This window comes from Achromobacter aegrifaciens (genome assembly GCF_902859735.1).
GTDB classification, from domain to species: domain Bacteria; phylum Pseudomonadota; class Gammaproteobacteria; order Burkholderiales; family Burkholderiaceae_B; genus Achromobacter; species Achromobacter aegrifaciens.
Window position 1 is genome coordinate 891,705 of the sequence record NZ_CADIJY010000001.1, and the last position, 24,428, is coordinate 916,132.

A 24,428-nucleotide genomic window follows, 5' to 3' on the forward strand; every position below is an offset into this window, starting at 1 on the left:
GTACCCGAAACCCTGCGTGTGCATTTGCATGCGCAGGGTTTTTTGGTTTAAACACCCCCATCATGTCTACTCCTATACGCCTCATCGTCGGACTGGGTAACCCCGGCCCTGACTACGAAACGACCCGGCATAACGCCGGCTTCTGGCTGGCCGACCATCTGGCGGACGACTTGCGCGCTTCTTTTGCGCTGGAGAAGTCCTTTTTCGGAATGGTGGCCAAGTCCCGTCTGGGCGCCGACAACGTGCTGCTGTTGAAGCCCAATACCTACATGAATCGTTCCGGCCAGGCGGTGGGCGCGTTGGCTCGTTTCTACAAGCTTGTGCCTGAGCAGGTGCTGGTGCTGCATGACGAGTTGGACCTGATGCCCGGTCAGGTGAAACTGAAGCAGGGCGGCGGGCACGCCGGCCACAATGGCTTGAAGGACATCCAGGCGGCCTTGGGCAGCCCCAACTTCTGGCGCCTGCGCATCGGCATCGGCCATCCCCGCACGCTGGGCCTGGCCCAGCAGGTGGCGGACTTCGTGCTGCATCCGCCGCGCCGCGAGGAACAGAAAGAGATCGAAGCGGTGATCGACCGGTGTCGCGCGGTCGTGCCGGCGATGCTGGCCGGAGATTTTCCCCTGGCGACACGCCAACTCCACAGCGGCAACGAGGCCTGATGACGGACCAGCGGCAATCGGCTTCGCTATCTGGCGGAAAACTTCGCTTTCGCAGCGAAGTTGCGGATTTCTGGCGCTTCATCCGGCACCCGCATCCGGCTTCGCGCCTGCCGGGCCGCGCGTCCGCGAGCGGGCTGGTGGCCGACTGGTGGCCGGGCCTGGGGCCTGGACGCCTGCTGGCCTGGGCCGCGCTGCTGTGGGCCGTGAACCTGTTCGCACTGGGGCCGGTGGCGGTGGCCGCCGCCGGGCTCGGCGGCGTTACGCATCGGCTCGATCCCGCCAACATCCCCTGGCTGACCGCCGTCATCTGGGCGCCGCTGGTGGAAGAGATACTGTTCCGCTATGGCCTGCGCCGTCCAAGACAGGCGCTATGGCTGATCCCGGCGATGGTGCCCGTGGTGCTGTGGGGGCCCAAGGTCTGGACCGGCCTGCTGCTGGCTGCATTCGTCATCCTGGCCTGCTGGGGCGCGCGCCAGCGCCCCGAACCGCTACGAGGCTGGGACACCGCCTGGCGGCGCTATTACTTGCAGCATTTCGGCCTGGTGTTCCACCTGGTCGCGCTGACCTTTGCCGCGGTGCACCTGACCAACTTCGTCTACGGCAAGACGCCATACTGGCTGCTGCCCCTGCTGGTGCTGCCGCAATGGCTCACGGGCCTCGTGCTGGGCTGGATGCGCGTGCGCCGCGGAATCGGCGCAGCCATATTGCTGCATTCCGCTTTCAACGCTGGCCCCATTTTGATGATCTGGATCATCATGCGCTGGGTTCCCGCCGCCGCAGCCTGACCGGGGCCGCAACGGCGGCCCGGCCGGCGGGGCCTGAGCGCCCAGCCGGGGTAAACTAGAACGTTAACGATCAATACCGTACTTACACAGGATTCCCATGGCTCTGCAATGCGGCATCGTCGGCCTGCCCAACGTAGGCAAATCGACCCTCTTCAACGCTCTGACCCGCGCCGGCATCGCCGCCGAGAACTATCCGTTCTGCACCATCGAACCCAACGTCGGTGTGGTCGAAGTGCCGGATCCGCGCCTGCAGAAGCTGGCTGAAATCGTCAAGCCCGAACGCATCCTGTCCGCCACCGTCGAATTCGTCGACATCGCGGGCCTGGTCGCCGGCGCGAGCAAGGGCGAAGGCCTGGGCAACCAGTTCCTCTCGCACATCCGCGAAACCGACGCCATCGTCAACGTGGTGCGCTGCTTCGAAGATCCCAACGTGATCCACGTGGCCGGCAAGGTCGATCCCATCGCCGACATCGAAGTCATCGAAACCGAACTGGCTCTGGCCGACCTGCAGACCGCTGAAAAGGCCCTGCAACGCCACCAGAAGACCGCGCGTTCGGGCGACAAGGAATCGCAGCGCATCGTGGCTGTGCTGGAAAAGTGCGTGGCCCAGCTGAACGAAGCCAAGCCGATCCGTGCGCTGGACCTCTCAACCGAGGAAAAGGCCGACATCGCCCAGCTCTGCTTCATCACCGCCAAGCGCGCGATGTACGTGGGCAACGTGGCGGACGACGGCTTCACCAACAATCCGCTGCTCGACCGCCTGACCGAATTCGCCGCCGCGCGCAACGCGCCCGTGGTCGCCATCTGCGCCGCCATTGAATCCGAGATCGTCGACCTCGACGACGCCGACCGCCAGGCTTTCCTGTCGGACATGGGTATGGAAGAGCCCGGCCTGAACCGCCTGATCCGCGCCGCCTTCAAGCTGCTGGGCCTGCAGACCTACTTCACCGCCGGCGTAAAGGAAGTGCGCGCCTGGACCGTGCCGATCGGCGCCACCGCGCCCCAGGCCGCCGGCGTCATCCACACCGACTTCGAACGCGGCTTCATCCGCGCCCAGACCATCTCCTATGACGACTACATCACCTACAAGGGTGAGCAGGGCGCCAAGGAAGCGGGCAAGATGCGCGCGGAAGGCAAGGAATACATCGTGCAGGATGGGGACGTGATGAACTTCTTGTTCAACGTCTGACGATTTTTGCTGGATCTTGGTGGCGCTCAGTAGCGCTTGGTGGATAGGTTTACCTATTTTAAATCAATGGGTTGCAGAAACAATACGGTCTGCTGAGCGTTCCTATTGTTCATCGAGGTCTGAAAAATCCGGGGGTAGCGTTGGGGGTACTCGTGTTCAACCGTGGGGGTACATCTCCCCGCAGTGGAGTCCAACGATGCCCGAAAACCTACTCACCGACCTCAAGGTCAGGTCGGCCAAATCGACTGATCGAGATTGGAAACTATCAGACGGCGGGGGCTTGTTCCTGCTGGTCAAACCTACCGGCGGCAAGCTCTGGCGATGGAAGTACCGCCTGCAAGGCAAGGAGAACCTCTTTGCCATTGGCGGCTTTCCTCAAGTAAGTCTTGCAGAGGCGCGTGCGGCCCGCGAGAAGGCGCGCGCTTTGGTCAAGCAGGGTATCCATCCTGCTCATGAGCGGCAGCAGATCAAGCAGCGCAACCTGGAGGCGCTGGAGGAACGCAAACGAGCAAGGGAAAGCTCATTCGCCAAGGTGGCGAAAGCGTACCTGGCGGAGATCAAACCGGTCTTTGCGCTCAGTTCCTACCGCACGAAAGAATCCCGTATCAGGAAGTACCTATCGCCCAAGTTCGATGGGATGCCAATGAGCGACATTGGCGTTAAACAGATTCGTCCGCTGCTGGAGGAGTGCAAGGCCCACGGTGCGTGGGCGGCCATTCACGTCAAAGGCGATCTGTCGGCGATCTTTGAGTTCGCCGTGGTGCGGGGTCTGGTCGAGGCCAATCCTATTCCCAGTCTTCGTGGGCTGCTGCGAGTGCCGTTCAGCGAGAGCAAGGCGGCGATGACGCGAGAGCAAATCCAAAGGTTTTATCAGGAGTTGCGCGGCTACCGGGGCTATCCGGAAACCTCGTTGTGCCTGCGGCTGATTGCGCTGACCGCCTGCCGTCCAGGGGAAGCGGCGAATGCCGAATGGGACGAGTTCGACTTTGAGGATGCACTGTGGCGTCGGCCTGCGGCGAAGATGAAGGCGCGGCGTGACCATGTCAGTCCGTTGTCTGTGCAGGCCATTGCTGTGCTGAAGGATTGCAGTGCATCACGGGTGGCGGGCGCTATCTGTTTCCGCACCGAAGCGGAAAGGGCTTCACTACTCCCAATCGGCTCACCTACGCGATGCGCGACATGAACCTGGGCCGGGGTACGACGCCGCATTGCTGGCGGACGACCTTTTCGACCTGGGCCAATGAGAACGGATACCGGCCTGATGCGATTGAGCGGCAGCTTGCCCACGTGGAAAGCAACAAGGTTCGGGCGACCTACAACAAGGCGCTGTTGCTGGATCAGAGGAGGACGCTGTTGCAGGACTGGGCGGACTATCTGGGTGCGGCGGAGGACAGCGGCACGGCATAGGGACGATTTGGCCGGGTGTTGCAGGACGAATGGACAGGGGCGGCCTTTTCCCTGTTGAGGGTAGAGCCGTTCCCCTTGCCTCACCGTTCCGTTGCCTTTTTCCGTTTCAAATTGCCTCACACAGGGCGACGAACTGGTTGCCCGGTCCTTCTGCTCTCACGACCAAGCGTTCGCTGTTCGACACCAGCCAGGTCAGCGATTGCGTCAAGTTGAACGGGAACAGCACCGGCTGCGATTGCAGGCTGGTGATCGCCAGCGGCTTGCCCGCGTAGCGCAGGGCGGCTTCGATTAGCCACGTCGTGAGTTCATCGTCCTCCGCCACAGCGGGAGCCAAGCGGATCACGCGCTTCCCCTTCTCGACCCGTTCAACCGCGCGCCAGTCAGCCTGACTTTGGATGACCATGTTCGTCATCCGGTAAGTACCTTCGCGTTCACCGTAGGTTTCGCTCATCCTTCGGTGAATTTCGGCGGACGCGCAATCTCCTTGCAGAGCGGACAAGCGCCCGATCAGTTCCGCTACTTTGCCGAAGAATGGATAGGTCGCCACGGCCATGCCCCAGTGCAATGCAGTGGGCGGCACATTCGGCGTTGCCTTGAAGATCGCCGCACCGCGATCCGCGTAGTCCGCCAGTTCCACACGCGGCTCCAGCCACAGCCGGTTCAACACAGTGCGCGTTTTCGTGCGCGCAGCAGCGCCCAACCCGGCGGCATCGAGCAATGCCTCCAAATCTTCAAGCTGCGCCGCGCCCGCGCGAACTTTCAGCGCGGTCGTCGCCCATTCGAGTGAGATGAACCGGTCAAAACCGATTCGTGGAGCCGTTGTCATTGTTCAAAACCATCATTCAGAAATTCATCCACCATCATTCACGCTTGAAACCTTCACGAAAGGAACGATCAGTTCCTCGACAGACACACCACCATGGACAACCACCTGATCGCCCTCGGGAACGAACGCGCTGCGCCCGCCTGCGAATAGAGGCATGAAGTTCGTAGGCAGTCCAGCGATATCCAACGAAATCGTGCCCGGACATGCTGCCGCAGAGTCGGCACGCAAGGATTCGCTGCGGTACACCCGCATGCGCTCGCCGCGTGTTTCCGCGATAACGCCCTGGTTCGGCCTGCCGACGCCGACGGCATCCACGTTGCCGTGATCCGCCGTGACGTAGATGCTGAACCCTTCACCCAGCAGGAAGGCAAACAGGCGTTCGACGAAGCCCGTATCGAGCCAGCGTCCGATCCACATCGCTACATCTTCCTTGTTGCGTTCCTTGTGCAGCCGCTCGTCCACTTCGTCGATTACCAAACCCAGCACCTTGGGTCTGCGGTCGGTGATCTCGGTTTGCAACGCATCCAGTTGCTCGACTTGGCGCAGTGCGCGCCGATACATCACCTCGGCAGGGGCGATGCCACCTTCGTTCTGCCAGAACGCCTTCCACAAGGATTCTTCCTTGCTGGTGTGGTCTATCGAGTCCTCAAACTCGCGTGGCCGCAAGCCAGAAAACAGTGCCTGGCGCGACACCGATGTCACCGTGGGCAGCCACGCGAAAGCGGTGTTCTCATCGAAAGCCAACGGCTGTTGGCGGGCGATCAAGTGCTCCCTGATCCGAACCCACTGGTCGAAGGCCAAACCGTCGAACACCAGCAACGCCACCTTGGCTTCGCCTGCATTCCGGCGCTGGCGCAGGAAGCGCGGAACGTGATGCACCATCACCGGGCCTTTGGTCGCCGGTTGCAGGATCAGGTCGGCGTAGTGGCGGGCGGCGACCCACGCCTGCAATCGTTCGTCCGACAGCGTCTGGACGGCCTTGATGCGCCCCCGAATATTCGTCAGCCGTTCGCCACCATCCTTGCCCGGCAAATCGTGAACGCGGCTCAACATCTCGCCGTAGCGTTTGGCAAAGTCGCCCCATGCCTTGTGCGGGGCATCCGAGTCTGGCACCGATGCAGCAAGCGTCTCGATGCTCTTTTCCGCCAGCGCGAACTGCGACCACACGTCTTCGACGATGCCCGCCCTGATCCAGCCTGGCACCGAAGCCGGAATGCCGGACACGGCCAGCGGGTGCAGGCTGCCGTCCAGGAACATCGAATCAATGATGGCGCGCACGTCGGTGTGATCGAAGGGAATCTCGATCTCCGTGCCGACATTGCCCACGCCGAAGGACGGCAGATCAGGCTCGGCAACGCGCCTGCCTTCCAGCTTCAACTTCTCCAGATAGCGATACCAAGCATCCTGCACCACGCGCAGCAGCGCGCTTCTGGACGAAAGCCATTCCGCCACCGGCCGCCCGGCGAACAACCCCTTGCCGCGCAGGATGCCTGCCACATGCTCGGCAAACGGCTCCGGCAAAGCACGGTTGGCGAAGTGCAGGCGCAACACCTCGCGCCAGAAGTCCACCGGTGTGCGGATGGATCGCGGCGTCAGTTGATAGACGTGTTCAAGGATGAAGTCCTTCGATTCGCTTTCACCACGCGCCGATTGCAACTCGGCCTGGTGGGCATCGAACAGCGCGGCCAGCAGTTCCGGCTCCACCTGCCGCACCGCGCCGTAGGCCAGCTTGGGGAACAGTTCGGCCAAGCTCAAGCGCACCGCAGGGCGGGCGTTATGCACGATGTCCCACGGCAATTCGTCTGCGTTGTCGTGGCGCAGATGCACGATCAAAGCCGGTGATGGTGCAGGCTCATTCGCATCCCACGCGGCACGATACCGCTCCTCGAACTCCGCCCGGAACGCGAACGGGTCGTCGTAACCCATCACCTCGAAGCCACGGGCACGCAGTTCCGACAGCAGCGCTTCGTCCAGCAACACGCCGTCCGGGTCGCAGGCTACCCACAGACGGGAAAGGTCTGCCGTGAAAGGCCGAAGGATGCGCTGGTGCCACGGGTTGGACGAATGGCTCATGCCGCAGCCTCGCTGTTCTTGATGGCCTTGGCGTCAATCCGAACCATCGTCACGGCATTCAACTCGGGCACGGTGGCTTCCATGTCATCCAGCGCGGCCAAGCGCGCCTCGTGCTCGGCTTGCAGGCGACGGCGGCGGAATTCGCGCACAGCAGGCAGGCCAATGCGCCCGATGGCCTGATAACGCGCCTCGAAAGCGTAGGTGGCACGACCCCGTTCTTCCCTGATGCGGGTGCGGTGTTCTTCGGCCAGCGCCGCGAACAAGGGTTCGCCTTGCGTGCTGGCAACGACGAACGATGCATCGAACCAACGCGCAGAATCCTCCGCGTCCGCCACGGACTGCACAGCCACGGTTTCGGTCAGCAGCAAGTCCCACACGCGCTTGGCGGTGGGCACGAAGGGTCGGCCTTCGTCATTGATGAAAACCGGCAAGAACCGCTTGCGGCTCGCACCTTGTGCGGCAAGGCCAATCTCCCACAACGACCAGATGCCGTTCACCGATTCCGGCAAGCCCGTCACGCGAACAACCGGCAAGGGCTGGCCCGCCACAAAGCGCGGTACATCGCCAATGATGGCGCGCGCGCGCGGGTCTTCCATCGTCACCCATTCCGCCGCCGGGTTGTCGTCCGTCGCACGCGCGTCGAAGCACGCCTGCGGTGTCTCGCTGCCATCAGCCCAGCGCACGCGCCACACACCTGTCAAACCATCACCGTTCTTGGTGGCTGGTCCGCCGCGCGCCGCCAGCCCGTTGACGATGGCTCGCTCCAGCCAGAACTGCGCCGGGTGGTCGCGCCACTTGCGCGCTTGGTCGGCATCCAGATCGTGCGGCACGGCCAGCAAATCGCTGTGCCGGTTCGATTCCGCCAGCGTGGCACGCAGTTGCGACACCACGCTGTCGGCGTTCTGTTCGATGGCTTCGGGGTGTTGCAGGCTCTGCACGAACAACTCATCGAACACTGGCTCCACTTCCGCCGAATCCATCACGTCCGCCGCCTTGTCCACGCCGAACTCTTCGGCGATCACGGCGAGCTTTTCCTCCAGCACCTGTCGCACACGGTGTTCCACCGTGTCTTCCAGCACGAAGTTCAGCGCGCGCACAACGTGCTTCTGCCCGATGCGATCCACGCGCCCGATGCGCTGCTCGATGCGCATCGGGTTCCACGGCATGTCGAAATTGACGATGACGTGGCAGAACTGGAGGTTCAGGCCTTCGCCGCCCGCGTCGGTGGAAATCAGCACCCGCGCATCCTTTGCAAACTGCTGCAAGGTTCGCGCGCGCGCTTCCATGTCCATGCTGCCGTTGAGCGTGGCCACCGCAAAGCCCCGGCTTTCCAGATAGTCCGCCAGCATCGCCTGCGTGGGCACGAACTCGGTGAACACCAACACCTTCAGCGCCGGGTCGGCTTCTTCCTGTTGCAGCTTGTAGATCAGCTCCAGCAGGCTTTCGGCCTTGGCGTCGGTGCCTGCGGCTTCGGTGGAACTCGCCAACGCCAGCAGCGTTTCCACTTCCGACTTTTCCAGTTCCAGTCCATTGGCCTGCAAGGCCAAATCGACCTGTGCTTCACCGTCCAAGTCGGCCCATTCGTCCGCGCTGAGGTTCTCAAACAAGCGCGTCTGCGCCTGCGGCGTTTCCAGCACCGCTTGGCGCTTTTCCAGCGTGGCGCGAATCGCTGCCGTGCTGGATGCCACCAGCCGCTGCATCAGGATCATCAGAAAGCCGACGTGGCGCTGCTTGGCCGCCAGCGCCTGGTTGTAGCCGTGGCGCACGTAGTCGGTCACGGCTTCGTACAACTGCTGCTGCGCGGCGTGCCGCGCCTGCCAAGCCACCGCGTGCAAGCGCGTGAGCCGGGGCCGGAACAGCGGCTGGCCTTCGGCATTGATGGCGGCGCGCTTTTCGGTGCGGATCACGAAGGGCTGCACGCGCTCGCGGCTGACACTGCTTTCATCGGGAAAGGCATCCCTGTCCAGCAACTGCATCAGGCGCATGAACTGGTCGGTCTTTCCCTGATGCGGCGTGGCTGAGAGCAACAGCAGATAGGGCGATGCTTCCGCCAGTGCCGCGCCCAACTTGTAGCGCGCCACCTGCTCGTTGCTGCCACCCATGCGATGCGCCTCGTCAATGATGACCAAGTCCCACGCCGCCGACACCAAATCCTCGAAGCGTTCGCGGTTGTAGGTCTGGATCTGCTCCAGGCTCCAGCCGCGTCGCGATTCCAGAGGCTTCACCGAATCCAGCGCGCAGATCACCTGATCGTGCGTCCGCCACGGGTTGTCTTCAGCATTGTCACCACGCCACTGGCGCAGGGCGGCCAGCGAGGATGGCTCCACGAAGTGGAGCGGCTCGCCGAAGTGCTGCCGCATCTCCGCCTGCCATTGCCGCACCAGCCCCTTGGGGGCGACCACCAGAATGCGTTTGGCGCGGCCACGTAACTTCAGTTCGCGCAAAACCAAACCCGCCTCGACGGTCTTGCCCAAGCCCACCTCGTCCGCCAACAAATAGCGGATGCGGTCTTGTCCGACGGCGCGGTTCAGCGCGTAAAGTTGATGAGGCAGCAGGATGACGCTGGACTGGATGGGTGCGAGAAGCAGGTTTTCTTCCAGCGCGTCCTGCAACTTAGCCGCTGCCGTGGCGTGCAGCAACTGTTCAACGGTAGGCTGAACACTGGCCAGCGGAGCCAGTTCCGCCGCCCGTGCGCGCAGCACTGCGTTCTTCGATGGCAGCCACACCCGGTAGATAGCTTCGCCCCAAAGTGCCAGCCGCTCCACCACGCGGCAAGGCGTGGCTTGCCGCGTGTGCCAGCACCAGTCGCCAGTATCGAAGCCGCTACCCGTTTCTCTCATTGCTCACGCCCCGTCTTCGCTACGAGTCAACGCCATGTCGTACAGAGTGAGCAGCTTTTCATCCTCTTGCAGCGTGGCTTCCGGCAGCTTGTCGGCCACACGCAGGATGGTGGCGTAGTCTTTGGTCGCCCACGCGGCGCGGAAACCGGCGCGCAGCACTTCCAGCCGCGACTCTTTGATCTTGCGGCCCGTGAAGGTCTTGTACTGCTCGAACTCCTTGAGCAGCGCCTTCTCGCGCTTCTTCTCCAAGTCCTGCGCCTTGTTCGGGTCGGGCACATACCAGCGGTCTTGCGCCTTGGCGATCAGGCGCGGATCGTTCTTCTCCAGCCCGCGCAGGTCGTGGTAGTTGGTGGAGAGGTAGCGGTGAATCTGACTAGGCACTTCGCCCGCGCCCTCGAAGCGCAGAAAGTTGGCTTCCAGCAGCGCCGAGAGTTCGGGGCGGGTTTCGTGCTTCTTCCAGCCTGCGCCAAGCTGCTTGATGAACTCGGGGTGGATGTCCTGATAGGTGGAAGGCCGCGCCTTGAGGTAGTCCGCCACCCAGTCGATGGCGCTGCGCTCGTCGGAGACGAACAGTTCCATCTGCGGCGCTTGCGCGGTCTGTGCGCGCTTCTTGTCGTATTCGGTCACTTGCTCCGGCAGGAAGGCCATGCCGTCACGTTCTGGGAAACGGGCGCGAAGGCCAGAGAGGAACTCGTCACTGGACAGCGGCACGGGCGCATCGTGCCGCACGAACCATGCCACCAGCCGGTCGTAGATGCGGCGCGGGTCGCGCTCCACGATGAACTCCAGCTCAGCATCTTTGACCTTAGTGACGGAGAGATTGCGAAGATGGGTCTGTACAAAATCCCACGCCGATTCCACCGTCGCACCGCTCTTCTTGAAGCGGTCTTCCAGCCCGCCGTTGGGCTTGTAGGCGGAAATCACCAAGTCCTGCTTCACTGCGGTGGTGGAAGTCACTTGCCGGTAGCTGCCTTGCACCTTGTCCAGCGCCGTCACTTCGGCCACCACAAAGCCCGCCTGCTGCAAGGCCACTTGAATGGCGTTCCACACCGCTGCCTTGCTATTAGAAAACACCACCGTCATCCAGCGGCCCGGTTTCAGCACGCGGTTGTATTCGGCGAAGCAGCGCTGCATCAGGTGTTGGTAGTCGGGCAGCGCCTTGTGCTTGAACTTGTCGATGATGGCTTCGGGTTTGGCGTCGGTGGTGACGCCGTGCCAGGCCTCGACCAGAAAGTTCAGGTCGGCGTAGTAGATGTTTTCGCCGAAAGGCGGGTCGGTGAAGATGTAGTCAATGGAGCCGTCCGGCAGCGGCAAACGCGCCGCCGTGCCAGTGTTGATGGCTGCGCCACTGGCGCCGACTTTGAAGTTGCCGAAGGCTTTGACCAGCCTGTCCAGCTTGCCGCCGAGGTTGTACCAAGGGCTGCATTCGGCGTGTTGCGATGCGACGTAGTACACGCCGGTCAGTTGGCGATTCACCTGCGAACCGCCCGGTCGGCCTTGCTGAATTGGTTGGTAGCGGTTGAGAACCGACAAGCCCCAAATTGCCTGCTCGACCATAAAAAGTAGGAAACCTCGAATCCGCGCATCGGGATGCGCTTGCGCCTTCGCCCACAGCAGGCCCATTGCCTGCGCGGCGCGCGGCAGGTAGAAGTGATGCACGTGGGTGAAGCCCTTGGGTGCAATCCGCGAGCCGTGGTACATGTCCTCAATGGGAAAGCGGCTGGTTGGCACCGATGCAGGCAACGGCAAGGCTTCGATCTTCGCCAGCACGCCCAAGTCCGCGGCATCCGGTGCTTTCTCGTAACGTGTCCTGCCGACCGTGTAGGCAATGATGGATGGCTGGAACTTCACCCGCTGCCACGATTGCCCGGTGGCCGGGTCGGTGCGCGTTTCCAGCACGCGCTCCAGCCTGTCCTTGTTCAACTCCGCGCCGCAGTGCGGGCACGGAAACACCTCGCGCACGCGCTTGCTTTCGTCTTCCAGCGCCTCATCAAGAAAGTTCACCGTGCCCGCGCATTCCGGGCAACTGAACACCTCGCTCCACACCGTATATTCGATGCGGCCTTGGGTCTTGCCATCGCTGTGCAGCGTTTCATACATCCAACCGATGTCCTGCTCCATCGCCTTGAGCAGTTGCTTGCCTGCCTTGGCGAAGGCGTCCACATCGAAGGGAACGTTGTAGTTCGCGCCGATGAAAGTGGCGGCGGGTGACAGATCGTTGAGCACCGCGCGGCGTGCGCCCCACTTGGGCGCAGTGCGGCCTTCCTTCTTCCATGCCTGTTCCAGCTCAAACCGATAGCTGGCTGGAGCCGTGCCGCACCACTGCGCGGCCACGCCGGTCATGCCCGAACCGGAAAAACCGTCCAGCACCATATCGCCCGGCTGGGTGTAGTGCAGGATGGACGGCACGATGGCCAAGTGTGGCACCTTGGTGTGGTAGCTGTGCGCCTTGTAGATGGCGTCGGTCTTGCCCACGCTGACATCAATCGCCAACGGCTCGCGGCTGTATTTCACCGCCGGGTCGTAGGGCTTGCCGTAGTGCGCCACGAACACCGCCAGCCATGGGTTCGGGCAGGCGGTGTAATACGGCGGGTCTGACATGGCGAGGATGGCTTCGTCCGTACCCTGCGGGAAACCTTCCTGCTTGCGGAATTCCGGATCTTTGAGCTTTTCTGCCAGCAGCTTCAGGAAATGCTCGCGCCGAGCGGTATCGCTGGCGAATTTCTGGCCGAGACATTCCACGGGGCCGATAGCTTCGCTGCGCTGGTCTTGAAGTAGGTCACTCATCTTAATTCGTCTTCTAGTTTATTCATCGACCGCTGATTCGCCATCGGGGTGGTCTTCAGCATATTTCTTCATGCCGTCGCGCAGAATTTCAAGGAATGTGTGATTTCTGCACTCAGCATCTGCCACGATCGCATCGAAAGACACTACAAAAGTCGGCGTGGGAATAATCTGTCCGTCAGGATGTGGGGTATCGAATTCCTGATAGTAGACCTTGCCTTTCGAGAAAAAAGGCGTCCACTTGAATTGCCGCAACCGAAAGGCGGTTGCGTCATTGATGTTCATGATTGCGTAGTACCAGACCCGTTGAATGTTCGGGCAATATGCCACCAGCTTTCCGGCTCGATCGAGCAGCTGATTGACTGCATAAAAATTGTCTTTTTCTTCGTCGGTTTTCTTTTTTATTTCAACCACCACCACATCGACCGGCGCAGTATTATTCGGGTCAGCCGAGAAGATCATGGCAATATCTGGCCTCCCGGTATCACCTACAGTTTCATCATCCAGGCGTATGGCATTGATGACGGCATCCATGCTCTTCTCGCTCAGGATCGTGCGAAACACCATGAACTTGTCGTCGAGCAACCAGGCATTGTTCTGGTAGATTTCGGAAGACAAGGTGTCTTGAGAGAACTCCTTGAACCTTGGAACGATAAGGTTGTGTATCTCGGCTTCGGCGTTATCGGCCGTCATTTCTTTCATGCGGCCAATGATCTTGTCGCGGTACAAGATGTACTCTGTCAAAGTTCGAGAAGACAGCTCCAGCGACTTCTCATATGCCGCATCACTCAGTTTTTCGCACTGGAGAATTTCTTTCTGAACGCGGAAGAATCGCTGCTGGGCGATGGCCAAAGCATCGTCCCTGTCGATCAGGCCAACGGTATCGCTCTCGAAAAATCCGAGCAAATGCGGAAACTGCTCTTCAAATTTCTCTTTGATTTTCCCGTTTCTTTCGGTTATCTGCGGGATCTTTTCCGCCAGCACTTTGCCTAGTTCACGGCGCAGCATGCGGAAGAGACGTGCTTCTTGAATGCCGTCGGGTAATACCAACTTCTGCCGCGAGCTATCAGCATTGGAGTGAAAAATTTCAGATTCGAACAGGAACACACACAGGTAGCCTGCCGGAAATGACGACGGCGGGATCAGGTTGGCAGGTATCGTTCGTCCATCGATACTGAACGCCGTAAGAGAGCTGCCTTTTCCTGTCATCGATTCGATGTGGTAGTACATGTCAATGGCCGAAATCGCGTCCAGCGAATCATCCTGGATCGTGATCTTGGTCATTGACGGCAAGTCGTCGGGCGTTATTGTTGTTTCGTGAGGGAAAAACTCTTTCTGCGCGTTGCTTTCGTTGGTCTTCAGATTGATCGAAATCTTGAACGCCGTGCCGTCACGCTTGCGCGCATCCAGCGTTGGCAGAAATTGCTCGATCAAGAGGGGCTTGAGTGCGTCGGGCTTCAGATCGTCATAGGATTTGACGCGATCTTTGGCAAAACCATTGAATACCAATGCGGTCTTGGCTGGCTGCTCATCTTTCAGGGTTTCGAGTGGTGCGTTACCATCGAAGCCATCTTTAAAGATAAAGTTTCTGCGCCATTTATCGCGGGTGCTGGTGACCTCGACCCGGCTGAAATAGTTGAGAAATACCAGTCGACCAATACCTTTGTGGAACTTGTCCCTGGGCCTCAGCAGTTTCCTGAAACGCTCAAAGTTTTCGTCCGTGAATCCATCACCGTTGTCCGAAACCGTGATTTTCAGTGTGTCCGGCTTGTCGAATGCCTGCACATCAATATCTATGGATACTTCGGTCGCACCAGCATCCAAGGCATTGGCAAGGGCTTCAAAATAGACCAATGTCAAGGACGGGTTGGGGAAAAACAGCCTGATGGCCCCAGAGGTTTCAATGTCCATTGTCTTCCTCCGTTGGGCCTGCCGCCTGTTCGTGTAACAGCTTGAGCTTCACGCCAGCCTCGGTAAGGACATAGCGTTGGTTGGGGGAACGTGGCTTTTCAGGTAGCGTGAGGCGCAGCACGCCGCCAGCCAGCAAAGGTTCAATATGGGTTGTGACGAAGTGTGGGCGATGGCTGAAACCTGCGTGGGCCATCAGTTCCGCCATCGAGCGCGGCACATCTGCAAATCCAATGAGCTTCCGCTGCACATCGGACAACCGATCAAGTGACCGATCAAGCTCGCCTGCACCACCGCCAGCTTGATCGGTAGCTTGGTCGGTACGCTCTCTGTCACTCGATCCGACTGCAACTTCTTGAGTTTCAATGGGGTAATCCGTCGCGTTCGTCAGAAACCGAGACCGGAGGTGCTCGGCCAGACCGAACAAGTTGCCGCCTTCGCCTTCCGCTACCAGAAGCGCTTGCACCGTCAGCCGTTGAACAAGCTGGCGGGCTTCTGCGCTGGAAAGACCGGTGAGGGCTTTCACGTCGGTCAGGTCGATCTGGCCCTTGCGGGCCAGATAGGCGAAGACGTCGGCTTCCTGGGCAGACAGGTGCGCGCCCAGGTTGGCCTGCGCCAGAAGCTGGGCTTCGGTGATGAGCTTTTCCTTGCGCAAGCGCAGGCGGAAGCTCTTTTCGGCCTTGTGGTTTTCGATTTCCGGCGGCAGGTAGCCCAGCCTGCGCCAACCGTCGAAGATGGCACGCACGCCGGTGCCGCCCTGATCGGACAGGCCGATGCGGCGGAAGGCGTTGACGATGCTGGGGTTGCGCACTTCCTTGTCGCCTGGGTCAAGCAGTTGCTCACGTGAGGCAAAGGCGTCGCCAGGGTTGAAAAACTCGGTTTGGTCGCGGAAGTAGCGGATGACCGGGACACGGGTGGTGTCGCCAAAGTCCTGGTGGATAAGCAGGTTGATGGCGGCTTCGCGGAAGGAGATGTAGTCTGGCGGGTCGTCATCGCGGCGCAAGGTCGCGGCATCCACAGCGAATGGGCGCTCGCTATGGCGGAAGTGGAACTCGACGATGGCCTGCCACGCCTTGATGAGGTTGTCTTCCACTGTGAGACGGTCGGCCCAACGCACGGCGGAGTCATAGTCGGCGCTTGCGTTACGGTATAGCTGCACGTCCGCGACCATGCGCGGCAGCACCTGCCGGACGTATTCGCCGCTGCCCAGCACCAGAATGGCTGCGCGCGTGGGACGCAGCACGCCGCCTTGCTCGACGAGGAAGCCCCACTGGCGCAGGAAGGTGGTGTCGTCACTGGCAGTGTCCTTGCCGGGGTTGCTGGCGGCGAAGCGTGTGCGATACCAGTGCACGGAGGTTTCGTCGAAGCAGCGGCTGGTGTCCACGTCCAGCGGCTCAGCGTCGTAACGAGTGTTTGAAGCGTCGCGGATGAAGCGCAGCAGTTCGTCTTTTGTACACGTGTCGTCGCGGCCACCACGACGAATGAATGCTTTGTGTGTTGTGCGATCAATGAACACGGGCTTTTCGTTTCGTTTTGCCTCGGGGACATGAAACGCCAGAACCGTGCCTTCAGCCAAGGTGTGTGCTGTTCCATCGATGGGGAGAAAAACGCTGATCTTGTTCTGATCGCGTACCCAGCCAAGGAATGTGTTCTGCACCGCGTCGGCGTCGGTGACGCCCGTGATGACAAACGTACCGTTGGCCTGCTTCACACCGAATACCAAGTACCCTCCCGCTGTGTTGGCGAAAGCGCTGACGGTTTCAAGCGCATCCTTGGGCGCAGCCCAAGCCGCTTCCTTGAATTCGATGTCGCTCCATTCGATGGACTGGAGCCGGGCGAGGAGTTCGTCTCTGGTCATGGCATCACTCTCACTCGATCACGAACCTCAGCTTGGTGGCGTCCTTGCCCTTGCCGCGCTCGCTGATGAGTGCGTCGAACCGCTTGCGGAGTTCTTCTGGCGTGGCCGGCGAACCGCCTTGCAGCAGGGCTTGCCGCAGTTCACCAGTCTTGACCGTGATCTTCTCCAGTCCGGACAGGGCTTCCTGCACGGCGTTGGCGAAGTCGGCAGTGACCGGGTCCGGCAGCTTGCGTGCGGCGAGGAAGGCGTCGATCAGCTTCTTCGATGCGGATGGCAGCAGGCCCAGGCTGTCCTGCGTGAACGGGTCTTCCAGATTCTCCAGCAAGGTTTGCTGCCAGTTGGCTTGCAACTGATCCAGATCGTCATCCAGCTTGCTCAGGCGATTAGCAGCAGGCAGCAGTTCCAGTTGTTCGGAGGACGGGCGGAACTGGCAGTGCGGGCAGACCGGCGCGGTGAGCAGCGTCGGTTCGTCCAGCGCGGAGCAGCTTTTCAGGCCGTTGAGCGCATCCTCAAAACCGGTGAGCTGGCTGGTGGGCATCAGCGAAACGCCCGCCAGCACGCGCAGGGACAGCAGGCGGTCGTCGCGGCGCAGGGCATTGCGGGTTTTCTCCTCGCTGACGCCCAACCGCGCCTTGCTGTGGCTGGCGATGTAGGCGGCAATGTAGTCCTTCTTGAGCTTGGACAGCGTCTGGCGCCCTTCGCTCAACACTGCGGCGGCACGTTCTGCCGTGCGGTCTTCGCCCAGCTTGTCGAACAGCGCCTTGCGCGCGGCTTCGGCCTGCTTCACCCAGTCGTGGCCGGGTTGCAAGACCATCTCTGCCTGCGACAGGTAGCTTGCCGTTGTGCCCAACTCGCCAACCAGTTCCAGCAGGCGCTCGACTCCGGTGAGCACATCCAGATTTTTCTTCTGGGCGTCGATGTCTTCCTGCGTGACGCGCAGGTTCTTGAGTTTGCCGACGGTGTTATAGGGCGATAGGGATTCAGTGAACTTCTTGAGCGCATCCAGCCGCGCATACCAGTCCTTGGTTTCTTCGTCGCGCAGCAGATTCTGGCCCCAGAAACCGAGCTTGCCTTGCTGGAGATCGGAGCCTGCCTTGAGCACGCGCGGCACCAGCGCGCTGACTTTTTCCTGCAAGGCGACGACGGGTTCGGTGTCGCCCTGGCTGGCCTTCTGCGCTAGGCCGGACGGCAGGCCTAGCAATTCGAACAGCGCACGCAACACCGCGAGGTTGATTTCCTTGGGCGCTTCGATGTGTTTGAACTGCTTGAGTTCGTCGAGCGAGCGTTCGGCCAGCAAGGCGAGCTTGCCGGAGTCAATCTTGTCGCCGGTGATGGAGAGCACGATGTCGCCGGAATACACCAGCGTGCCCAGCACTACGGCCAGCAGATCGGGTTCCAGACGAAGTCTGGCGGGCGCGAAATATTCCACGTCGGTCGCGCCGGTGACGAGTTCGTTGCGGTTGAGCACCTGACCGTGGCCTTTGGCCCTGAGGCGGTTCAGTACTTCCTGTGCGTAACGTGAACCGGCCGGATCGATGCGTTCGCCATCGAGCACCTCCAGCGCATCGAGCACGGCAGTGGCATCTTTCGTTCGTGTACCGCCTGCGAGCGCACGCAGTGTGCTGGTGATGAGCGACTTGCGGTTGGCTTCGGTGACCAGCACCGGGAATTTTGGGTACTCGGGCGCGATGTCGGAAAAACGCTGAGCTAAAACCAGGCCGGAGACGATGTTCACGATGTCTCGGAAATTGATCTTTTCTTCCGGCCCCAAACGCGCGCGGTCACGTAGCGAGACGCCCTTGGCCCAGTCTTGCAGCGTCTTGGCTTTGCCCTGATAGGTGACTTCAAAGGCGGTGAGCTGCTTTTCTTGCAGCCACTTGCTCATGGCGCGCAGGGAATCCTGTCCCTTGGACTGATAGACGGCTTTCGCGCCGCCGCTGGCAGTGGAAGCCAAGTCCAGCGATGCCGCGTACTGCGACAGGTGGCGCTTGTAATCCTCGTCCGGCGACTTCAGGCGGAAGAACACTTCGTCCGACAGCTGCGAATCGGTGAAGCGCGGTTTGTCGAATGGCTGGGTGAAGTAGATGTAGAAATCGCGTTCTGGCTGTGCCGTGGGGCGGTCGTTGGGCGCACCGAAGAACAGGTAACCCAAGCGTTCGACGCGGTGTTCTTGCCATTCGATCTGGTACTCCCAGATCTTGAATCCCGATACATAGCTTGGCTTGTTCGGATCTTCACTGATGAGTTGCCACAGTGCGTCGTAATAGGCACGGTCAAGGGCGTCGTCGGACAATGCTTCGGCGCGCTTTTCAATCTGGGCGTCGTAGTCGATGTCCTTCTTCAGGTCGAGGTAATATTGCTCGGTGTCGGCAGCCTTGGAGATGAACTGGCCGTTGACGGTTTTCAGCACCTCGCGCATCACCGTTTGCACCATCGAGAGCAGGTTCTCGGCGGGTTCACCGGGCATGTCCTCGACGCCGGACTGGAACAGACACAGGGAGTCACGCAGTTCGGCGGCGGTGGGGCCAATTGGAATGTGAATGTCGCCGCCTGTGGTCAGGCGATGCACCGCCAGACCATTGATGACGCGCAGCGCCATCGGCTTGTAGGCCGGACGCGTGAATGCCTGCTGGATACGGGATTCCAGTACTTCGGAGACGCGCAGCACTTCCTTGATATTGGGATCGGCGCGCAGCACCTGATTGCTCTTGACCGTGTTCCAGAAGCTCTCGTAGGCGATCAGTTGCGGACGGTCGGTGGGCACGTTCTGATCGAGGATGGCTTGCATCGCGGCTTCGATGGTCTTGAGCGCGCCGCGTTTTTCGGTGAAGTGAATCTGCTCGAAGGTCTTGAGGTAGTCCGGGTGAACGGGGAACAGCCGGACGTATTCGTCCATGCGCTCGTTCATTGAGCCGTAGAACTTGGCGAAGGGCTTGAGGTATTCGCGGATCTTGTTCTGCTGGTCGGCGGATTTCTTGAGCAGGCGCGCGGAGACGACGAAACTCACGTCCTGACGGTCGATCAGGATTTGCGTGAAACGCTCGTTGACGCGACGAATGCTGTCGGCGACGTGCTGGAAGCGGCCACTGTCAAAGATGGCTTCCTGCACGCCCGCGACGAAGCGGAATTTCAGATGCTTGGCGACTTCGCCGATCTGGCGCAGGATGGCGAGATCGAGCACCAACTCATGATCGCGGCGTGATTGCAGGTATTCGAGGAATTCATCCACCACCACCAGCAGCCCCTGGTTCGGGAATTTCTCGCCGAACGCGGCCATCATCTCCTCGAAAGAGTCTTTGTTGTTCAGCTCCTGATCCGCCGTCGGGAAGGTGAAATCCACGCCGAGCTTCTTGAGGAAGCGTTCAAGCTGCTGGGTGATGACCTGGCGCAGCGGCATTTCCAGTCCGCCGATTTCGATGCGCAGTACCTTGAACTGCCCGGCGATGGACGCCACCGCATCCACGACCTTTGGGTGACGGATCATCGGCGTGTAGGCTGCGTTCTCGGCCACCAGCGACAGCACGGACATCAAGTGCGATTTACCAGTGCCGTAATTGCCGACAATGAGCACGCCCTTGTGATCGACCGCTTCGTCAAAGCCAAGCTGCGGCACCATGAGCTTGGCGATGCGCTCGGCCATGTCGTCGGAGATGACGAAGGTCGAGATGAGCTTCTTGGCTTCGTCCGGGCGGTCGGCGTCGAGCAGTTGGACGACGGATTCGATTTGCTCGAACTGGATGAGGTCTTTGTATTTCATGTTCTGGTTCCTTGCTGGCCCTGCGCCGTTTCAAAGACGACGATGCCATCGCGGGTGTAGTCGCGGTGTTCGGGATGCCCCATGTCGGCGTACACCAAGCGGTCATCACGCACTTCGCCCGGCCACACAGCGACAACGCGGCGCGCATGCGCCAGCCGCTTGATGAGGTCGAGCGGATTGATCTTCAGGCTCGGCTCGAACAGCACTTCGAGGTTGTCGAGCAGTAGCGGCGCGTCGCCGTGCACACTGCCAGTGATGTCGCGCAGCAGTTCGGTCGCCGAGAAACCGCGCTCGGAAACAGGCGTGGCGGCCAGCCGATGCCCCAACTTCACACCGAGGTTGAACGGCGCGGCGTTCAACCGCTGCGCCAAGGCGTGCAGGAGCCGGGTCTTGCTGCCGTTGCCCACCAGCAGAATTAGCTTGCTCTGGAGTGTGCCAATCTCCTCGACCAGCCGTTCCAGCGTGTCGAGCGCGGGCGAATTGCCGACGCCAGCAGACGATGCAACGGCGCTGGTCATGGCTTTTCCTCATCTGTAATGGATTTGCTCTGTGTGCCGATGCGCGCGGCGATCCATTGATCCAGCTCGGTGCGGCGAAAGCGCCACGTGCCGCCCAGCTTGAAGGCCGGTATCTTGCCTTCGGCTGCAAGGCGATAGACCGTGCGCCTTCCTGCCTTCAGGTAAGCAGCGACTTCCTCCAGAGTGAGGATTTCATCGGACTGTTCGTTCATGGATGTGCCGGCAATCTAATGGTTGACTTTAGCCATTTTGGCACAACTTGGCAAGAAATGGCAGAACCCAGGGGCATCTGGCCATCCGGATAAGCCAACGGCTACCTTCCGAGATAGGTGGACGTTATTTGCACCCGCTCATGCCCCAGCTCGCGACTGATGGTTTGGCGGGCACGGTTGTCTTGCATGCGTTGTGTTGGACTGAGCTTCCCGACTGAAGGCCCACCCGCCGCCGGCGCCTGCCACCCCGTCAGCACCTCATACCGCATCTGCGCGTACCGATGCCGCAGTCCGTGCATGTTGCTCAACCCCGCTGCCTTGCACTGGCCGTCGTAAACATGCCGCTGCTGGATGTAGGTCTTGTTCGCGGGGATCAGCGAGCCCAACCCTGCCAGTCGGCGCGCTTCGACCAGCACCGCACGCTGTTCCGGCATCGTGACGGGTACCGTCCGCTCGCGTCCGCCTTTGGCCCACGATCCTTTGATGGCAATGTGGTCGTCACGGTCGGCATAGCGGGGCTGGAACTTGATGGACTCCTCTCGCCGCAGACCGAAGGCCGCTTGCAGGCGCAGGCTCATGCGGACGTAGGGATCGATGATTTTGTCCAGCCGGTCGTCTAGCTCCTTGGCCTTGCTCTCGTTGGTCACATAGCGGCGGTCAGGGATACCCAGCCTGGTGTTGTCCGTTGGCAGGATGCCTGCCTTGCCGACCTTCTCGGCCCACCAGCGTAGATGCGCCATGCGGTTCTTGATCGTGCCAGCCGACAGGCCTTCAGCTTGCCAGCGCTGTAACAGAGCTTCGACATGTTTGCCCTTGAGCGAGGTGGCCCGCATCTGGCGGAAGCCTTCTTCGCGCAGTTGGCAGGCGGCCAGGGTCAGCGACCGTTGCCGGTCGGCTTGGGTGGCGTGGCTTCCGTCACGGTTACGCTGGCATAGTTGCCGCAGGGTATAGGTCAAATCGTCCATCTTCCGGCCTCCAAGCAAAGCGCCGTACTGTGTTGTCCTGAAATTCAGTGGTTAGTGTTGGTGCCAACTCGCCAAGGCGAGATCCCGTGAGGGCAAGGGCATGGTGTTCAGGAGACACCAGAGCCTCGAATGAGGCGTCCGTCTTGCTCTCTGTTGGAAGCCCGGACGGAGGTACTACAAGAAGAAAGTGATGTGAACGTGGACGAGTCCTCCTATGAAGTGAGTGGGATGAGAAATGCAGCGGCGGTCTGTGCGTTGCACACAGGCAATTGCCGCAAAGGACAGTGCGCCAGGCGGCGCGATAGGCATGAGTTCAAACAGACGAAGAAGGCTCCGCCCTGGGTAGGGCCGGTATGCGGTCGGAGCCTGGGCATACCTGGGGTGGCTCCACCCTGACGGGCCAGCGCTTGCAGGAATCTGCGCTGTTGGGGTTGCCGATGTATGAGGCCCATCGGTCTTGGCAACTGCTCGGTCAGTGTAGGGCGGCCATCATCATGTCTGCCGCACGCAATAGGATTCGGCATTCGCCCGCATTGTTGCTGGCGTGGGCGGGGTCGTCACTGCGGCGTGCAGTGACGACCCGTTTCGCGGCAGCATTTACTACGCAGGTTGCGGCTGCCATCCCCTATCCTGCATTGCCTGCGCAGCAATGTCCCCAGCGTTCGTCGAGGCGTTCAGCATCTTGCGGATGTTGGCGATGTGCGCCAGGGCGGTTTCACGCGATGCCGGTTGCGCAGTCGGTTCTGGGTGGTCTTCAGTGCGTGGCGCACCAGCAGGCCGATTTTCAACAGGCCGTGGGGTGGCACACGTCTCCTTGCGACCTGCCCACAAGCGGAACTCGCCAGCAAATACGCGCTTCACCAAGGCGAAGAAGTAGGCCACGACATTGCGCACGGTGCCGCTCTGGCTGCGTGCCTGCAACTCGTCGAGTACTTCCTGGCGATGCTGCGGCGGCAGCCGCCGCAAGGCGGCCTGCACGTCTTTTTGCTGATCTGCCTGGGCATTGCTCAGGCAAGGCGGCAAGCTCATCGACTGCGATGCCGAATGGCCGTCGCCTTCGCGCGCGCGGTACGTACGTTCTTTTTTATACATATACGTTTTATACGTACCGCCCTGCTCAGCTGTCATGTGGCGAACGTGTCCGGTCTGTTGCGGAGCAAGCGTGCTGTCAGCGGAATCGCCAGAAAATGGCAGTGGGTCGGCTGCCTCGTTCGCCTGCGACGGAGGCGTCGGGGGCAAATCATCGTCATCGCGGGGCTGATTGTGGGCCGTAATGGAAGTGGCTTCAGGTGCCTGCGCCAAAGTTGCCTGAATGTGGACGGCCACCCGATCGATCTGATTGTTTTCGTGGCCGATAGACGCTTGCAGAAGCGCGGGCAGGCTGGCATCGAGCGTGCAAGCCTGCTGGAAGTGTAGGGCGCTTTCGTGAACCTGATACAGCTCGCTGAGCACATGGCCGGTCAGGGGATCGCGGTGCTGGCCTACCTGGCTGATCCAGCCCGTCAGCCGAAGCACAACGAGGACGCGCCGGGCCGTCTCGTACCCGGCCCTCTGCCCCAGCGGGGTAGAGGTGAGATAGCGGCGCAACTGCCCCAGATTCGCTACCGGGCTGATGCCTTCCGCAGAGCGCAGCATGCGCAGAACCTGCCAGCCGTTGCGCTCCAACGGCGTGAGGCGGGTATCGAGCATGAGCGAGGCCGGCGTAGTGAACAGGGCGTCTTGCCCCTGCGGGTTTTGGCGGGTGTGATGGTTTGTCATGAGAGTTCTCCGAGGTCTGGGCCACAGCGGCCCGTTCCCCTGCATCTCATCGCGTGCCGTTCCATGCGTCAGCCAACAATGCGGTCTGCGCCATAACCGTTTTATCCTGCCGCGTGGAGCTCTGGCACCCGCATCCAGACTGATCTATCATCCCGATACCCCCTTGGGGGTACAACTGGTACTTCCAGCGATTCCCGCAAAGGCCGTGGCCCGATTTCCCCGTGAAACCTAGCATTCACGGCTCTTTGCCGACCGATCAACGTTTAAACGTGTGTTCAACGTCTAAGCGAAACAGCACATCCCGCGAAGCACCCCAAAGATCAGACCTGTGTCCGATCTTTGGGGTGTTTTTTTTGGTGAGGCGTCAACAGCGATGCGCGCCGCTCCAGGAAGGGCTTTGCGAGAACGGTATGAGGGATGAGAAACAATCGGTTGCGGCGAATAGCGGGATGACTGGCAGCGGCCGAGTTGGACCGCATCAGCAGATGGTGTGATCGCACAGACGCAGGTTTTCAAGCGGCACCCAGCCCGTCTCTCCATCCCCAAGCCTGACCGCCCACACCCACCCATTCAGTTCGCGCTCTCCGCGCAGCATTTCGCCTTGCGCGACATCCAGCTCCTTGTTGGTGAAAGCCTCCAGCATCGTGGCGCTGCCGTCGGCGTGGCGGTCCAGGAATTGCGCCGGCACGAAGCCGGCTTGTTGGCCTGCTGGCGTGCACAGATACCAGTCGGGCCAGCCCTCGGGGCCATCGTACCGTTCGCCGACGGTGACGCGATCTCCCTTGCGCACCAGCATGGGTTCGGGGAACTCGCTGGCGTGGGTCTGGATGACGAGGTAGCGGCGGTCGGAATTCATGGGCATTGATTGTCCGTATTGCGGTCACGGACG

Annotated in this window: 17 protein-coding genes; 5 read left to right on the forward strand and 12 right to left on the reverse strand. The window is 60.9% G+C overall.

Annotated features, from left to right (window positions below; translation table 11 throughout):
- The first annotated feature begins 62 nt into the window (after positions 1-62).
- The 5 genes from pth (at position 63) to HV766_RS30170 (ending at position 4,040) form a co-directional block, all read left to right on the forward strand.
- Complete coding sequence (gene pth / locus HV766_RS04020) at positions 63-659, forward strand: aminoacyl-tRNA hydrolase (protein WP_054451950.1); 597 nt, start codon at positions 63-65, stop codon at positions 657-659.
- The gene (locus tag HV766_RS04025) at positions 659-1,444 is read left to right on the forward strand and encodes a CPBP family glutamic-type intramembrane protease (RefSeq protein ID WP_119449625.1); all 786 of its coding nucleotides are present in this window, start codon (positions 659-661) and stop codon (positions 1,442-1,444) included. Before pth ends, HV766_RS04025 begins: the two co-directional genes overlap by 1 nt.
- Before the next feature lie 97 nt (positions 1,445-1,541).
- Positions 1,542-2,633, forward strand: a complete 1,092-nt coding sequence (gene ychF, locus HV766_RS04030; protein WP_175180609.1) for a redox-regulated ATPase YchF — start codon at positions 1,542-1,544, stop codon at positions 2,631-2,633.
- A 196-nt stretch (positions 2,634-2,829) separates the two neighbouring features.
- Entirely contained in the window at positions 2,830-3,816 is a 987-nt protein-coding gene (locus HV766_RS04035) for a tyrosine-type recombinase/integrase (RefSeq protein WP_254593267.1), read from the forward strand.
- Positions 3,804-4,040 (forward strand): tyrosine-type recombinase/integrase, encoded by a 237-nt coding sequence (locus HV766_RS30170; RefSeq protein WP_254593268.1) that lies wholly within the window; start codon positions 3,804-3,806, stop codon positions 4,038-4,040. Before HV766_RS04035 ends, HV766_RS30170 begins: the two co-directional genes overlap by 13 nt.
- A 106-nt stretch (positions 4,041-4,146) precedes the next feature.
- Here the strand turns inward: HV766_RS30170 and HV766_RS04040 are convergent, their stop codons facing one another.
- The 12 genes from HV766_RS04040 to HV766_RS04095 form a co-directional block, all read right to left on the reverse strand.
- Positions 4,147-4,866 carry a hypothetical protein gene (locus HV766_RS04040; RefSeq protein ID WP_175180610.1) on the reverse strand — a complete coding sequence of 240 codons (720 nt, stop codon included), beginning with the start codon at positions 4,864-4,866 and terminating at the stop codon, positions 4,147-4,149.
- Positions 4,867-4,890: 24 nt separating this feature from the next.
- Positions 4,891-6,939: a BREX-3 system phosphatase PglZ gene (gene pglZ, locus HV766_RS04045; RefSeq protein ID WP_175180611.1), complete on the reverse strand. Its 2,049-nt coding sequence runs from the start codon at positions 6,937-6,939 to the stop codon at positions 4,891-4,893.
- Entirely contained in the window at positions 6,936-9,707 is a 2,772-nt protein-coding gene (locus HV766_RS04050; RefSeq protein WP_254593269.1) for a helicase-related protein, read from the reverse strand. The genes pglZ and HV766_RS04050 overlap by 4 nt, the downstream gene beginning before the upstream one ends.
- A 75-nt stretch (positions 9,708-9,782) precedes the next feature.
- Entirely contained in the window at positions 9,783-12,566 is a 2,784-nt protein-coding gene (locus tag HV766_RS04055; RefSeq protein WP_175180613.1) for a DNA methyltransferase, read from the reverse strand.
- An 18-nt stretch (positions 12,567-12,584) separates the two neighbouring features.
- Complete coding sequence (locus HV766_RS04060) at positions 12,585-14,474, reverse strand: ATP-binding protein (protein WP_175180614.1); 1,890 nt, start codon at positions 14,472-14,474, stop codon at positions 12,585-12,587.
- A complete protein-coding gene (locus HV766_RS04065) occupies positions 14,464-16,329 on the reverse strand; it encodes an RNA/DNA-binding domain-containing protein (protein WP_175180615.1) in 1,866 nt (621 codons plus the stop codon). Before HV766_RS04065 ends, HV766_RS04060 begins: the two co-directional genes overlap by 11 nt.
- Before the next feature lie 10 nt (positions 16,330-16,339).
- Entirely contained in the window at positions 16,340-20,086 is a 3,747-nt protein-coding gene (locus tag HV766_RS04070; RefSeq protein ID WP_175180616.1) for a DUF6079 family protein, read from the reverse strand.
- Positions 20,083-20,604, reverse strand: coding sequence for a BREX-3 system P-loop-containing protein BrxF (brxF, locus tag HV766_RS04075; RefSeq protein WP_175180617.1), 522 nt, complete (start codon positions 20,602-20,604; stop codon positions 20,083-20,085). Before brxF ends, HV766_RS04070 begins: the two co-directional genes overlap by 4 nt.
- On the reverse strand, positions 20,601-20,816 hold the full coding sequence (gene mads1 / locus HV766_RS04080; RefSeq protein ID WP_175180618.1) for a methylation-associated defense system helix-turn-helix domain-containing protein MAD1: 216 nt from the start codon (positions 20,814-20,816) through the stop codon (positions 20,601-20,603). The genes brxF and mads1 overlap by 4 nt, the downstream gene beginning before the upstream one ends.
- Before the next feature lie 101 nt (positions 20,817-20,917).
- Positions 20,918-21,781: a phage integrase N-terminal domain-containing protein gene (locus tag HV766_RS04085; RefSeq protein ID WP_175180619.1), complete on the reverse strand. Its 864-nt coding sequence runs from the start codon at positions 21,779-21,781 to the stop codon at positions 20,918-20,920.
- 600 nt (positions 21,782-22,381) lie between these two features.
- Positions 22,382-23,539 (reverse strand): STY4528 family pathogenicity island replication protein, encoded by a 1,158-nt coding sequence (locus HV766_RS04090; RefSeq protein WP_175180620.1) that lies wholly within the window; start codon positions 23,537-23,539, stop codon positions 22,382-22,384.
- Positions 23,540-24,017: 478 nt separating this feature from the next.
- A complete protein-coding gene (locus tag HV766_RS04095) occupies positions 24,018-24,395 on the reverse strand; it encodes an SH3 domain-containing protein (RefSeq protein WP_175180621.1) in 378 nt (125 codons plus the stop codon).
- Positions 24,396-24,428 lie beyond the last annotated feature (33 nt).